Origin of the sequence: Blastomonas sp. CCH9-A1 (assembly GCF_001557175.1) — a bacterium.
In the GTDB taxonomy this organism is placed as follows: domain Bacteria; phylum Pseudomonadota; class Alphaproteobacteria; order Sphingomonadales; family Sphingomonadaceae; genus Blastomonas; species Blastomonas delafieldii_A.
The window spans coordinates 129,912-144,704 of the sequence record NZ_LSHM01000057.1 but is presented as its reverse complement, the minus strand read 5'-3'; the positions used below and the strand labels follow the sequence as shown (position 1 = coordinate 144,704).

Sequence of the window (14,793 nt, the reverse complement as noted above, 5' to 3'; positions counted from 1 at the left end):
CGCGGCCTTGGCTCCGGTCAGGGCTGCAGCGCGCCGGTAAGGTCTTCGCCCAGCTGCAGCGCATCGAGATCGGCCGCAACAGCGACCAGATCGGCGCGGGCTTGGGCGAGGCGGAACTCGGCATCGAGTCTGCGGATCGCTGCGTTGGCCGCCGCATCCTCGCGCAGGTTGACGAGGAAGAAGTCGCTTGCGCCGGCCTGGAACAGCCGCCGCTCCCCGGCGGCGAGCTTTTCCGCCTGAACCTCTTCGTCGCGCGCGAGCACTGCGAGCCGCTCGGCTGCTGTCAGGTTGGTCGAAAGCTGCGCGATCTCGGCCAGAATCTGTTCCTCGCTCTGCCGCCGCTTCCATTCGAGTGCGTTGATATAGGCCTCGGCCGCCGCGACATTGCCCTTGGCGGCGCGGTTCTGCAGCGGCATCGAGAAGGTGAACCCGATTACCGCCTCGAACGGATCACGCGAGCGCCCGCCCAGTCCCTGCTCGCCGAAATCCTTGCCCGCCTCGGCAAACAGACGCAGTGAAGGCAGCAGCTTGTTCTGTTCGAGTTCGAGCTTCGCCTCGCCCTGCGCGAGGCGCTGCTCGATCAGTTGGATATCCGGGCGCCGCGCCAGCACCGCTGCGGGATCGGTGTCGCGCAATTGGCGGACCATCGGCAGCGATGTCGGCAGATCTGCGGGCGTCGCCACACGCGGCCGCCCATCATCATCGCGCCAGAACAGCGAGAGCCGCTGGGCCGCATTGGCCAGATCGCGCTCGGCGGCGACGAGAAGCGACTGACGGCGCAGCAAATTCTGTTCGTTTTCAGTCAACAGGATGGCAGCCCGCGCGCCCAGTTGCACCTGGCGGCGGATACCGTCCTGCCGGTCCTGCGCCAGGCCGACCAGCGAGCGATAGACGCGGACCTGCTGGCCTGCCGCGACCCATTGGCCATAGGCCTGGATCGCCCGCTGCTGCACGCCGATCGCGATGATCAGCGCGTCGAGCCCGGCAATGTCGCGCTCGATCAGCGCGTTGCGCTGGCCGAAGCGGCGATCGTCGATATAGCGGTCGCGCAGCAGCGCGAAAACGCCGCGCACCTTGAGCTCGCCCAGCCGGTCGGTGAAGCTGTAGTCCTCATAGACCGGAAAGTCGCCGCGCGAGACGCGGTAGCTCGCTTCCAGCTGGCCACCATTGTTGGTGAGCGGCTGGATCGCCTTTCCCTGCACATAGGTGCCATCGTAAAAGCCCGCGATGCGCGAAAAGCCTTCGCCGCTGAACAGCAGGTCGAATGCGCCTTCGCTCGCCAGCACCCGTCCATCCGCCGCGCGCGTATTGGCCAGCGCCTCGAGAATGCTCGGCGCAAAGCGGCGTGACGACGCCAGCACCTCGGACAGCTGCAATCCGCGCGACGACGGCACCTGATCGGGCGCGCTGACCGGGGCAGGGAGCGGCTGCGCTCCGACCGGAACAGCGAGCAAGGCCGAAACGGCCAGCCCGGTCAGCATCCATGCCTTGCGCATCACTTCTTCCCCGAAGAGCTGCTCGAGGAGCCCGACGACGAGGACGACGAGGACGATGCCTTGCCTCCGGTCTGCGTCATGCCGGTGCTGCCCTGCTCGGTGAGCGCCGGGTTCTGCAGCGGGAAGTCATTGAGCTGGCGCCACAGTTCGAAGCCGACCGAGACCTGCTCCATCGCCACCCAGCCGCGCACATTGGCGCCCAGGCGGACATAGGGTTCACCCGGCCAGCGGGCCTTGCCCGGAGCTTCGCGAACAAGCACGCGGAACAGCCCGTTCTGCGAGGCGGCGAGGTCGACCTGTTGTACCTCACCATCGAACAGGCCGCGCGCGACCGAGGGCCAGCCGGAAAACTGGATCGCGGGCCAGCCTTCGAACTCGAGCCGCACCTGCTGGCCCTTGCGAATCAGCGGCGCATCACGGCCGTCGACATAGATTTCGACCACACGCTTGGCTTCGGTCGGCGCAAAGGTTGCCAGGACATCGCCCTGCGAGACCATGGTTGCCTTGTCCCCGCCGCTGATCCGCTGGATCACTCCGTTGCGCGGGGCGCGGACGAGCTGGAGCGACTGGCGCGCGAGATTGATGTCGATCTGGGTGATGGCGGCGCGCGCTTCGGCGAGCTTGGCCTCCATTTCTGCAACCTTGATGCGCGCCAGTTCATTCTCGCGCCGCGATGCCAGGCCCTCGGAAAACAGGGTGCCGGTTCGGCCGACATCGTTGCGTGCGGTGCTGAGCGCAGAGGCGGCCGCGGCGGCCTTGGCTTCGGCCAGGCTGCGCTCGACACGCAGGCGCTCAAGCAGCATCGGATCGTTGTCGGAAATCTGGACGATCGGATCGCCTTCGCGCACGACGGCGCCATCCTCGACATACCAGCGCTCGATGCGGCCGGAGACCAGCGCCGTCACGTTCTGCACCCGGTCCTGCGGGTTGAGCGCGATCACCTGGCCCGCGCCATAGGCGGTCTGGATCCAGGGCACGTAGATCATGAACACGATCGCGGCGGCGAGGGAGAGCACCACCATCAGCGCGATGGCGCGCAGGGGGCGGGGGGTTCGCTGGGCCGCAAGCGTGCGGAAGCGAACCAGGGCGCGATCACGCGTTGCCATGGGCTGCCTCCTCTGCCTTGCGATCGACGATGCTTAGGAACTCTGCGGGGTCATCGATGATCCTCTGCCCATCATCACCCAACCAGAGATAGCGGCAACCTTCGGTGCCCGAGGGGCGATAAGTGAACTGGATGACGGTGGATCCTTCGGCGCGCATGGCGGCGCGGACATCGGCAAGAATGGCGGGGTCGATCATGTCGAAAAGCCCGGTGAGGATCAGCAGGCGCGGACATTTGAGCATCGCGCCGGCCAGCTTCAGGCGAAGCGCCTCGGCATAGGACAATGGCCAGCCGCTGGTCGACAGCTGCGTGTCCAGACCGTCGGGCAAGCGCATCACCCGATCCTCGAGCCGCACGAGCGCAAGCGCCTTGAGCACATCGCCCGACGTCGTTTCGGGGCCAGCAAGGCGCAGGTAATCGCGAATGCTGGCCTGGACGATCGTCGGACGGTCGAGCACGATGATCTCGCTGCGCAACCGGAACATGTCGACCATCGCAATGTCCTGCCCGCCCAGAGTGACCACGCCGGTTTCCGGGGTCAGATAGCGCTTCATCGCGTGCGTGAACAGCCGCTGGATGCCATGATTCTGCGCCTGCGCGATCAGCTGCGTGCCCGCAGGGATCGAGATGTCGAGCGTAATGCCGGGCGCGGTTGCGCTATGGGTCACCCGACGCAGAACCAGATCGCTGCCGCTGATCGCATCCTGGCCTTCGCGAATCTCTTCCTCCTGCTCGATCTGATAGATCAGTCCGATTTCCTCGGCCGCAGCGATCAGATCGTAGGTGGTATCGAGATAGGCACCCATCTGGCCGAGACCGAAAAACGCGGCAGACAAGATGAGCTCGGCGGCCACAAGCTGGCCGATCGACAGTTCGCCCTGGATAACCAGCCAGCCACCCAGCGCGAGCAGGCCAGAGCTTGCCAGCGCGTAAAGCAGCAGAAAGGCCACGGTTTGCGACATGGTGTAGCGGAAGTGCTTGGCCTTGGCCGCGACATAAGTGGCGGTGACGGCTTCGGAACCATCGAGTGCGTAATCGACGTGACGGCCCGACTTGTAGAAGCCGTTCGACGCGCCGACATTCTCGAGCCAGCGCGCAGCATCATATTTGGCATGGCTGAGCGCGATGCCCGATCGGATCGCGCCGCGCGTCCAGACCAGCAGAATCAGCACGGCGAGCCCGATGACGATCAGGTTGAAGGCCAGGAAGAACGGGTGATAGAAAGCGGTGACGGCAAAGCCCACCGCCGATTGCAGGATGATCGTGAAGCCGCCGATCAGCAGGCTCGGAACCGCCTTCTGCACGGTGTTGACGTCGAAATAGCGGTTGAACAGGTCCTGTCGCTTGCTGTCCTCGAAAAACGGGTTGCGGGCATGGATCGAACGGATGGTGATCTCCGCAACCTGGCGCGAATAGAAACGCCGGGCAAAGAGTTCCATCGTGTAGATGCGCAGCGCAGACAGCAGCACCGCGATCAGCAGCAGTCCGAGCAGCGTGCCTGCCAGGGTCACCAGCGGGGTCACCAGCGCGGTATTCGCGACCGAATTGATCAGCATCTGCACCGAAATCGGTGTTGCCAGCGACAGCACGGAGATCGCGACACCATAGACCAGCGCCAGCGCAAGAAAGCTGCGTTCGCCCTTCAACAGGCCAAACATCCAGCGAATAGCCTCGCGCGCGCCCATGATATGGTGTTCGGAAGATGATGCCATTTTTGCCTGCCCGTTGTTCCAAGGTCGCCAGCGCACGAAATAGGCGACCTCGCCGATAAGCCCATTCGAAAGCGGTTTATCGGAGCAATTGGTTTTTTCTATCGGGAAGCTTCCCCCCGAACGCAGTTTTCCATGATATAGACTAACCTGCCGCTGGTCGAACGGTTATCCGGGCCGATTGATCCATGTTATGGCGGATATTGTCATGGCTGAAGGCCGGGCCATGCACAAGCGTGACCCACCACCGGTTTGCGATCGTCTACAACGTGCCAAGAGCCGACCGATTGCGCCCGAACCCGCGCCGCGGGCTCGGCGCGCGGACGCCTTATCGCTTGAGCAGCGGAGCCAGATACTGACCGGTATAGCTGCCTGCGACCTTGGCGACCTGTTCGGGAGTGCCTTCAGCAACAATCTGACCGCCCTTGACCCCGCCTTCGGGGCCCATGTCGATGATCCAGTCCGCAGTTTTGATGACGTCGAGATTGTGCTCGATCACCACCACGCTGTTGCCCTGTTCGACCAGCCGGTGCAGCACCTCAAGCAGCTTGCGCACGTCCTCGAAATGCAGCCCGGTGGTCGGTTCGTCGAGGATGTACAGCGTCTGCCCGGTCGAGCGGCGCGACAGTTCCTTGGCGAGCTTGACGCGCTGCGCCTCGCCACCGGACAGGGTGGTCGCCTGCTGGCCGACCTTGACATAGCCCAGGCCCACTTCCCACAGCATCGCCATCTTGTCGCGGATCGGCGGGACTGCCTTGAAGAACTCGACCGCATCCTCGACCGTCATGTCGAGCACATCGGCAATCGAGTGCCCCTTGAACTTCACCTCGAGAGTCTCGCGATTATAGCGCTTTCCGCCGCATTCCTCGCAGGTCACATACACATCGGGCAGGAAGTGCATCTCGATCTTGATGACGCCATCGCCCTGACATTTCTCGCAACGCCCACCCTTGACGTTGAAGCTGAACCGGCCCGGCTTGTAGCCACGCGCAAGGCTCTCGGGCAGCCCGGCAAACCAGTCGCGGATGTTGGTGAAGGCGCCGGTATAGGTCGCCGGGTTCGAACGCGGGGTGCGACCGATCGGCGACTGATCGATGTCGATCACCTTGTCGCAATGTTCGAGACCCGTGATCTTGTCATGCGGCCCCGCGATGATCCGCGCGCCGTTGAGCGCGCGCGCGGCGCCGGCAAACAGCGTGTCGATGGTGAAGCTGGACTTGCCCGATCCCGACACGCCGGTAATGCATGTGAAGGTTCCGAGCGGGATAGAGGCGGTCACCCCAGTGAGGTTGTTGGCGCGCGCGTTGTGCACGGTCAGCTTCTTGCCAATGCCCTTGCGCCGCTTCTTGGGCACCTCGATCCTGCGTTCGCCGGTAAGGTACTGCGCTGTCAGCGAATCCTTCGCCTTGAGCAGCTCGGGCAGCGTGCCCTTGGCGACGACTTCGCCGCCATGCACGCCGGCGCCGGGGCCGAGATCGACGATATAATCGGCGGTGCGGATCGCATCCTCGTCATGCTCGACGACGATCACGGTGTTGCCCAGATCGCGCAGGCGCTTCAATGTCACCAGCAGCCGGTCATTGTCCTTCTGGTGCAGGCCGATGCTCGGTTCGTCGAGCACATAGAGCACGCCCGAAAGACCGCTGCCGATCTGGCTGGCGAGCCGGATGCGCTGCGATTCGCCGCCCGAGAGCGTGCCCGAGGTCCGGTCGAGGTTCAGGTAATCCAGCCCGACATTGTTGAGAAAACCAAGCCGCTCGATGATTTCCTTGAGGATCGCCTTGGCGATCTGCTGCTGCTGCGGCCCGAGCTTGTCGCTCAGCGTCTCGAAGAAATGCAGCGCATCGGCGACCGAGCGGCGGGTCGAGATCGAGATGTCCTCGCCCGCCACCTTGACCGAAAGCGCTTCGGGTTTCAGGCGCGCGCCATCGCAGACTTCGCAGGGCTGCGCGGTCTGATACTTGCTCAGTTCCTCGCGCATCCAGGCGCTGTCGGTCTGCAGCATGCGGCGGTTCAGATTGCCGATCACGCCTTCGAACGGCTTCTTGACCTCATAGCTCTTGCGCCCGTCCTGAAAGCGCAGCGTCACCGGCTTGCCCGCCGTGCCGTGCAGGATGATCAGCCGCGCCTCGCCGGGCAGGTCCTGCCATGGCGTATCGAGCGAGAAACCGAATTCGCGCGCCAGGCTGGCCAACACCTGCATGTAATAGGGCGAGGGCGGGTTTGATTTCGCCCAGGGCACGATCGCGCCCTTCTTGAGGCTCAGTTCCTCGTTGGGGACGACCAGCTGCGGGTCGAAATACATCTTCTCGCCAAGGCCATCGCAAGCGGGGCAGGCGCCTTGCGGCGCATTGAACGAGAACAGCCGCGGTTCGATCGCCTCGATGGTAAAGCCCGATACAGGACAGGCGAAGCGTTCGGAAAAGATGATGCGGTTGTCGGGGATGCCCGCGTTCTTCATGCCCTTTTGCGCCCTCTCCCCTTTAGGGGGGAGGGTTGGGAGGGGGGCAGGCGCATCGGATGCATTTTCCCCTCTCCCTCCGCCGCTGCGCGGCTCCTCCCTCTCCCCTGAAGGGGAGAGGGCATTTACCGTCCCATCGGCCAGATCCACATAGGCCAGCCCATCGGAGAGCTTGAGCGCGGTCTCGAAACTGTCGGCCAGCCGTGTCTCGATGCCCTCACGCACCGCCATGCGGTCGACGACGACCTCGATGTCATGCTTGTATTTCTTGTCGAGCGCAGGCGCGGCGTCGATCTCGTACATCTCGCCGTCGATGCGTACGCGGGTGAAACCGGCTTTCTGCCACTCGGCCAGTTCCTTGCGATATTCGCCCTTGCGACCACGCACGACGGGCGCGAGCAGATAGAAGCGCGTGCCTTCGGGTAGTGCCATTACGCGGTCGACCATCATGCTGACGGTCTGCGCGGTGATCGGCAGGCCGGTCGCGGGCGAATAAGGCACGCCGACGCGTGCCCAGAGCAGGCGCATGTAATCGTAGATTTCAGTGACGGTCGCGACCGTCGAGCGCGGATTGCGGCTGGTGGTCTTCTGCTCGATGCTGATCGCGGGGCTCAACCCGTCGATATGCTCGACATCGGGCTTCTGCATCATCTCGAGGAACTGGCGCGCATAGGCCGAGAGCGACTCGACATAGCGCCGCTGACCCTCGGCATAGATGGTATCGAACGCCAGGCTCGACTTGCCGCTGCCAGAAAGCCCGGTGATGACGATCAGCTGATCGCGCGGCAGATCAATGTCCACGCCCTTGAGATTATGTTCGCGCGCGCCGCGCACAGAGATGTGAGTGAGCATGAACGGCCTTATGTTCTATTGATGTTCCGCTGGCAAGCGGCAGAAAGCACGGTGCGGCGCTGGAGCCGGGTCGCGGGCGGAACATGGTGCTGCGGCACGCTGGCTGCAAGGGCGCGGCGTGCGACGAATGGAACCGCTTTGAGCGATGATCGTAGCCGTGTTAATCGAGATCAACTTTGTCTTGAGGGAATATGATGATGACTTTTCGCCCGTTCAGCCGCGCCTCGCTGGCCATCGCTTTGACTGCTTCGGCGCTCGCCATGCCCGCTTTCGCACAGCAGGCCAGTGCCCCCGCCGCCGCTGAGCCCGATAGCGGATCCATGGAGCCGTCGCCCGTTACCCGCAATCCGAGCACGCCCGCGGAACAGGCGGAGCGCGAAGCCGCCAATGCTGCGCAGGTGCAAGCGTCGAACGCACAGCTCGCGCAGAATGCCGCCAATCTCGCGAATTACGAGGCGCGCCGTTCCAGCTACGAAAACCAGATGAAGCTGTACGAGAATACGGTCGATTCGCGCGCGCGGGCCGAGTCCGAATATGCCGAGGTGAAGAAGCTCTACGACGCCATCTACACGCAGTGGGAAGCCGATGTTGCCGCCTGCAACGCTGGCGACCGCAAGCGCTGTGCGCAGGCGCCCGTCACGCCAAAATGAACTGGGGCGCGCCTCGTGGCGCGCGCCCTATATTTTCGGCAACACCAAGGTAAAGCGCGCCCCCTGTCCGGGCGCGCTTTCTACTGTCAGGTCGCCCTGCATCGCGAGCGCCAGCCGCCGCGATATGTACAGGCCGAGGCCACTGCCGCCGTCGCCGCTACGGCCCAGCCGCTCCCATTTGTTGAACAGCCGCTGCTGATCTTCTTCCGAAAGCCCGGGTCCCTGATCGGCGACGGTCACGCTGGCCCAATCCGGACCCTCGTCGAGCCGCAGCCAGATCATCGATCCATCGGGCGCGTAATTGATGGCATTGCCCAGCAGATTGAGCAGGACCTGAAGCACGCGTCGGAATTCGCCGGTCGCAGCCAGGCTTTCGTCCTCGGCAGGCTTGTCGATCCGGATCGAGCGGTCGGCGGCCTTGAGCGCGAGAAGACCCGCTGCGCGCCGGGCGAGATCGGCAAGATCGACCGGTTCGCTCGCAGCGCTGAACCCGCTGGCTTCGATCGCTTCCAGATCCGCCAGATCGTCGATCAGCGCCAGCAGGTGTCGTCCGGCTGAGGCGATATCTCCAGCATAGCCGGCATAATCCGAACGCAACGGTCCCTCGAGCCGACCACCGATGGTCTCGGCATTGGCGATGATCCGTCCGATCGGCTGGCGCAGCGCCGGTCCGATCTGGCTGCCGAACATATGCGCGAGGCGTTCGCCATCGAACAGCGGCGGGGGGGAAGGGGCGGCTTGCGGCTCCGGTGCGGCGGGCGCTTCGGTCAGTTGCAGGTTCCATCCGGCGCCAGCATCGCTGCGAGAGCGATACAGGGTCCAGCACCGGGGGTCGCCGATCAGGCGGACGCGCACGCCGTTGTGACAATCCGCCAGCACCAGCGGCGCGCCATCCTCGGTCGCGATCAGCGCGCCCACGGGCTTCAGCGTGACGCGCTCGGCATCCCAGTGAGCCGGCAGCGTCACCATATCCTGCACATGCAGGATGCGGCCGAGCGGATCGACGCGAATATCCACGCTTGTCTCGGAAGAAGGCACGAAGATGGGCAGCGGGGCGGCAGGTCCGGCTTCGGGCAGCGGTCTTTCTCGCCACTGGCTGATCCGGAGATCGATCCCTTGCGTACCCGGTTCGCAGTCGCACCACAGATCGACCGATTCCTTCGGGCCGATAATCGTCAGCGGTCGCGACAGGCGCATGCCCAGCCGCATCGCGTGGCGGGCCAGATCGAGCAGCGCGGGAATGGCGAGCACCTCGCCCTCTGCACCACCGAGCGCCTTGTGCAGCTCAGCCACCCGGGCGTCGGCATGCAGCAGCCGCCCGTCGCGATCAATCTTCACGACGTGTGGGGAATCGGCCTTGGCGCTTGCCGGGCCTGCCTCCGAAGGATTGGCGCGAGCGATCACCACAGGGCTCCCGGATGCGCCAGCGGATCGAGATTGCGCCAGCCTGCCACGAGCCGGGCCGCATCCTCCGGAACGAGCGCGCGCAGGTCTGCGGCAGGCGGCAAGGCGTCAGGTCGCAAGGAGGCGAGGGCAGCCAGCCCTTGCAGCAGCCCGGCGGCCAAATCGGTCTCCAGGCCACAGGCGCGCAAGACCACGGCCAGCCGCGCGAGATCGGCATCGCGCAGCATGTCGAACAGAAGATCGGCGGGGAGCCCACTCGCCCGTTCCAGCATCGCGACGGTCAGGCTCGCGCCATTTTCGGCGAGCGACCAGGCTTCCGCGCTGCGGGGCAGTTCGAACAAATGGCAGAACCGCATCAGCCGGTGCGGGCGTCCGCGACGCTCGTCAAAGCCTTGCAGAAATGCTGCAGCCGCCCTGTTCAGCTCCAGCGGGTCGCTATCCGGGCGTTCCTGCAGAAAGGCCAGGCATCTCCGCACCACTCCGTGCAGCGTCTCGGGCGGCAGTTCGCCGGTGTCGATCGCGAATGCCTGTGCGCGGCTCAGAAACCGGCTCTGCGCGATGATCAGTGCCATCGCGGCTTCGGCAAGCTCGTCCTGTGCATCGCCCACTTGGGCTTCGACACGTGGAGGCAATTCGGGTGTTCCGTGGCCGACCAGCGAGGACTGGCGGCAAAGCCGCGCTTCGATGGCGCGGGCAAACAGCAGCCGCGTGGTCGGGGCATGCGCCAGCACCACATGGCGCGCTATGTCCGGACCCAGATCGGCCGAGCCGGTGAGCGCCTCGGCGAGCTGCACGGCCAGCGATTCGACAAAGCCGCCGGTAAGGCTGAGGTCGTCCTCACGCAGCGCCTGGGCCTGTTCGGGGAGCAATTGCTGGCGCACCATCGTGGGGACCGCCATGGCCTGCCGGGCCTGAACGTCGGCCTGGCGCAGCAGCGCGCCTACGTCCCGTAAGGTCGGGCGTGCGGGGGCCATGTCGGTACTCATCGCCTTGCCCTACCAATGGCTGGTTAAAATGCTGTTAGTTGAAAGGATCAGCGCCCTGCCATCGATATGGGTTCAGGCCTTGTCCGCTGCAAGCGGCGCGCGGTGCGTCTGCCACAGCAAAAGCCCCGTCAGCGCGAGATTCCACAGCATCAGCATCGGCATCAGCAGGCCGAGCGGCAACGCAACCATGGCCGCCAGGGCGACGAGACTAGCCGATCCCGCAAGCCTGCGCCACAGCTGCGGCAGCGGTCCCGGCACCCGGTCCAGCACGGTGGCAAGACCCGGCAGCAGCAACGCCGCGAACAGCCCGGACAGCCGGTCCGACGCGGCCACGCTGAGCACCGTGACGATGATGAAGGCGATCGCGAACGCCATGTCGCGCGCGATCTGTTCGGCAGGCCTTGTCAGACTGCCGACAAAGCGCCCGAACAGCCGGTTGGCGGCATGGCCCGCCGCGCGCCCCATCACGAGCATGGCGAGCGCCGCCATGCCCCATCCCGCGCCTGCCATACCGATGCCGATCACGGGCAGGCCGATGCCCGCGAGCCTGAGCGCCGGGCGGCTCCATCCGGCCGACCAGACGCGTCTTGCCAGCGAGGCCATCGCGCCGGTCTGAACGACCTTGCCGCCCAGCCCTCCCGATACTCCGGCCAGCTCCTGCAGAGCGAGTATCTCGGCTTCTCCCGCTTCGCGCACGATCGCGATCCGCCCGGCTTCGGCCAGCGAGAACGGCAGCACCTCGCGCCGATAGCCTCGCTGCACCGCCAGGCGCAGCAACGCAGACTGGATGCTCCAGTCTTCGGGAAGGTCGCGCGCCTCGACCAGATCGCGTGCACGAACACAGGCGAGCCCCGCCCAGACATGGTTGATATCGATCCGCTCGAACCGCTCGATCAGCACGCGCGCGCCGTCACCGGGGGCGAAGCTGGCGACGAAGGGTCCAGTCTCGCGGGCGAGCCTGTCCATGTCGGCGGGAGCGACATACAGACCATCCGCGATCACCAGCAGTTCGTCCTCGCTGGCAAGCCGCACGCTGATATCGGCAACCGATCGTACCAGGTGAAACGCCAGTCCTCGCTGAGCGGCATAGCCCTCGATCTCGCGGATGCGATCGTCGACCGTGCCGACGAGGCACAGGATTTCGCCAGCGCCCGCCTGGACCGCCAGATCGATATGCAGCATCGCCAGCCGACCGTGCGCGAGCGGCAGCGCACCGCGCAGCGCGGTGCTGCCGGGCACGGTTTCGATCAGCGATATCAGTGCGGTACGCACGTCATGGAGCTCCAGATGAACGGGAGCGGCCCTCTTATCGGTTGGGCACGGGGATGCCAACCAGCTGCGGCGCAGCCGAAGGTGCAATGCGCAAGTTTACAGGTCGGAGGCCGGGATCTCGCCGAAGTCGCGCATCGCGGCGGCCAGTTCGCGCAAGACCACGGGATCGCCCGGCGCACCCTCGAGCGCCTGGTCGGCCAGATCGACAATGCCCTGCACACCGAAACTGGCGGCCAGGCTCTTGAGCCGCAGCGCCGCGAAATGCCAGTTGGCATCGCACCGCGCCCGGCCCAGAAGGTCGATCTGCCGTGCGGCGCTCTCGATAAAGGCACCGCGCAGCTCAGCGACCAGATCGGGATCGCTGCCGACAGCGGCGGCCAGCGCCGCGTTCAAAGCTCCGGATTCATATGCCATGGAGCATCGGAATAGACCAACCGCCTTAACTTTCAGTTTCTGGCCGGGCAAAATCTGTTAAGCATGTCGGCATGGGTGAGGGGAAGAAGATCATCGACCTGCGGCATGGCCGCAGCGAAGAAAATCCTGCGGCGCAGGAGCCGGTTCCGGACATGGCGGCACCGACCAATATGGCGCGTGCGGGAGCCGAAGAGCCGCGCGATTCGCACGCGCCCTGGGCGAGCGACGAGGAAGTGCCTGTGGCCGCGCCGGTGATCGGACGGTGGGGCTGGGCCGCGCTGGCGCTGGGCGTTGCCTGGACGGCGGCATTCGTCTGGGCGTCGTTGCCGATGTGGCTCGCGATGATGACCCCCGAACTGGCGATGCAGGCGATCGCACAATGGGCAATGCCGGTAGCACTGATCGCCGCGCTCTATCTGGTCATGCAGCGCAACAGCCACAGCGAAGCGCGCCGTTTCGCGCAGCTTGCCGGGTCGTTGCGGGCGGAGAGCAGCCTGCTGGAAACCCGGCTGGCGCACGTCAATGCCGAGCTGTCGCTGGCGCGCGAGTTCCTTGCCAATCAGAGCCTCGAGCTCGAATCGCTCGGGCGGGTTTCGAGCGACCGGCTGCGCAGCTTTGCCGAGGAACTGCGCGCGACCATCCAGGCCAGCGACACCGGGATGCGCGCGATCGGCGAGGTCAGCGCGGCCGCGCAGGGCAATATGGAAAAGCTGCGCAACCATCTGCCGGTAATTGCCAATTCGGCCAAGGATGTGACCAATCAGATCGGCAATGCCGGGCGCACGGCGCAAGGCCAGGTCGAAAGCATGATCGCCGCGTTCCAGAAGCTGAACGAATTCGGCCAGGCGGCCAGCGCCCAGATCGGCACTCTGGTGCAGCAATCGGATGCCGCGACGGCCCGGCTTGCTCAGTCGGTCGAAACCAGCGGTGCCGCGCTCACCGGCCATGTCGCCGAGGCAAGCGAGCAGATGGACCGCGCGATCGAAACGGTCGCCAGCCGCCTGGCCAACACGCGCAGCAATCTCGATCGGACGGCAGAGACCCAGGCCGAACAGCTGCACGCACATGTCACCGAGCTCGAACGTTCGCTCGCAACCCTGGCCGAAGCGATGACGGAGCGCGCCGCGCGCAGTCGCCAGGACATGCGTGCCGCTGCCGGGGATCTGGAGCTGACGCTGGGCACGCTGGCAACGTCTGCTGGCGAGAGCGAAGCCACGATCCGCCATATCATTGCCGCCGCCGATGCGCAGATCGGCAATGCCGAGCGCCGCCTGCAGGCGATGGACGAACATAGCAGCGAGGCGCTCGCCCGTCTGGCCTTTGCCCTCTCGGCGCTCGATGCCAATGTTGAGAGCCTGTCCGAGAAACTGGCTGCAGGCAGCGGACATGCCGAGATTTTCGATAGCAAGTCGCAGCGCGTTCGCACGCTGCTCGAGTCGATCGAGCGGCAGGCGGAAGTGACGATTCCCGCTGCCCTGGATGAACTCGATCACAAGACCGGCACGAGCGAACAGGGCGTAACTAGCCTGCGCGCGCATGTTTCGCAGGTCGATGACGAGATGATCCGGCTGGGCTCGATCCTCGGCAATTTCGAGCAGCGCATAGCTGAACAATCGGCCGAGATCGCCAGACTGTCCGGAAGCAGCGAGGCTGGCTGGCGCGAGCGGGCCGACGATATCGGCGCGCTGATTGCGGCCATGCGCGCCGCGCGCGACGATATCGACCAGATCAACGAAACTTCGGCGATCAAGCTGGTCGAAACGATGCGCGATGTTCATCGCGAAGCGCAGGCGGCTGCCGACGAGGCGCGCAGGGCCATGGACCGCGCAATTGCAGGCGCGACCGACAAGCTGGGTCAGGACAGTGCCGCAGCGCTCGAAAAGGTGCTGCGCGGCAAGGCGGAAGAGCTGGTCGGCAAGCTGGAGAGCGCGATCAACCGTGCGGTCGGCGCTACCAGCGATGCCAGCCTGCATCTCAGGGACCAGCTGGCACGGGTCGACGATCTTGCCACGCATCTCGAGCGCCGCGTTGCCGATGCGCGCGAACTGGCCGAAGAGCGCACCGACAATGATTTTGCGCGGCGGCTGGCGCTGCTCACCGAATCGCTCAATTCCACCGCGATCGATGTCGACAAGATCCTCTCTGCCGAGGTCAGCGATACGGCCTGGTCGGCCTATCTGCGCGGCGATCGCGGCGTGTTCACGCGGCGTGCCGTCCGACTGATCGACAATGGCGAGGCGAAGGATATCGCGTCCGCCTATGAGAACGACCCCGAATTTTTCGAGCTGGTGAACCGCTATATCCACGATTTCGAGAGCATGCTGCGCACCGTGCTGTCCACCCGCGACGGCGGCGTGATGGGGGTCACGCTGCTGTCGTCGGAAACGGGCAAGCTTTACGTCGCGCTGGCCCAGGCGATCGAGCGACTGCGCAACTGACCACGC

At 65.2% G+C, this 14,793-nt stretch carries 10 protein-coding genes; 2 read left to right on the top strand and 8 right to left on the bottom strand.

All coding sequences use genetic code 11. The features are described from left to right. Positions 1–17 precede the first annotated feature (17 nt). The 4 genes from AX725_RS15610 to uvrA all read right to left on the bottom strand — a co-directional run bounded on the left by AX725_RS15610 (position 18) and on the right by uvrA (position 7,623). Positions 18–1,496 carry a TolC family protein gene (locus tag AX725_RS15610; protein ID WP_060979633.1) on the bottom strand — a complete coding sequence of 493 codons (1,479 nt, stop codon included), beginning with the start codon at positions 1,494–1,496 and terminating at the stop codon, positions 18–20. Beyond that, the gene (locus AX725_RS15605) at positions 1,496–2,602 is read right to left on the bottom strand and encodes an efflux RND transporter periplasmic adaptor subunit (protein ID WP_060979632.1); all 1,107 of its coding nucleotides are present in this window, start codon (positions 2,600–2,602) and stop codon (positions 1,496–1,498) included. Before AX725_RS15605 ends, AX725_RS15610 begins: the two co-directional genes overlap by 1 nt. After that, complete coding sequence (locus AX725_RS15600) at positions 2,589–4,313, bottom strand: ATP-binding cassette domain-containing protein (RefSeq protein ID WP_208598060.1); 1,725 nt, start codon at positions 4,311–4,313, stop codon at positions 2,589–2,591. The genes AX725_RS15605 and AX725_RS15600 overlap by 14 nt, the downstream gene beginning before the upstream one ends. A gap of 325 nt (positions 4,314–4,638) precedes the next feature. Further along, on the bottom strand, positions 4,639–7,623 hold the full coding sequence (uvrA, locus tag AX725_RS15595) for an excinuclease ABC subunit UvrA (RefSeq protein ID WP_066112531.1): 2,985 nt from the start codon (positions 7,621–7,623) through the stop codon (positions 4,639–4,641). A 197-nt stretch (positions 7,624–7,820) separates the two neighbouring features. Between uvrA and AX725_RS15590 the strand changes: the two genes are divergently transcribed. After that, complete coding sequence (locus tag AX725_RS15590) at positions 7,821–8,273, top strand: hypothetical protein (protein ID WP_156439061.1); 453 nt, start codon at positions 7,821–7,823, stop codon at positions 8,271–8,273. A 27-nt stretch (positions 8,274–8,300) separates the two neighbouring features. Here AX725_RS15590 and AX725_RS15585 read toward each other — a convergent pair whose 3' ends face one another. From AX725_RS15585 to AX725_RS15570, 4 genes are all read right to left on the bottom strand, one after another. Further along, positions 8,301–9,677, bottom strand: a complete 1,377-nt coding sequence (locus AX725_RS15585; RefSeq protein ID WP_208598057.1) for a sensor histidine kinase — start codon at positions 9,675–9,677, stop codon at positions 8,301–8,303. After that, the gene (locus AX725_RS15580) at positions 9,674–10,663 is read right to left on the bottom strand and encodes a hypothetical protein (RefSeq protein WP_060979628.1); all 990 of its coding nucleotides are present in this window, start codon (positions 10,661–10,663) and stop codon (positions 9,674–9,676) included. Before AX725_RS15580 ends, AX725_RS15585 begins: the two co-directional genes overlap by 4 nt. A gap of 72 nt (positions 10,664–10,735) precedes the next feature. Next, the gene (locus AX725_RS15575) at positions 10,736–11,935 is read right to left on the bottom strand and encodes a hypothetical protein (RefSeq protein WP_060979627.1); all 1,200 of its coding nucleotides are present in this window, start codon (positions 11,933–11,935) and stop codon (positions 10,736–10,738) included. 96 nt (positions 11,936–12,031) lie between these two features. Then, positions 12,032–12,349 carry an Hpt domain-containing protein gene (locus tag AX725_RS15570; protein ID WP_060979626.1) on the bottom strand — a complete coding sequence of 106 codons (318 nt, stop codon included), beginning with the start codon at positions 12,347–12,349 and terminating at the stop codon, positions 12,032–12,034. A 71-nt stretch (positions 12,350–12,420) separates the two neighbouring features. Here AX725_RS15570 and AX725_RS15565 point away from each other — a divergent pair, with 71 nt between their 5' ends. Next, a complete protein-coding gene (locus tag AX725_RS15565) occupies positions 12,421–14,787 on the top strand; it encodes a coiled-coil domain-containing protein (RefSeq protein WP_060979625.1) in 2,367 nt (788 codons plus the stop codon). The last annotated feature ends 6 nt before the right edge of the window (positions 14,788–14,793 follow it).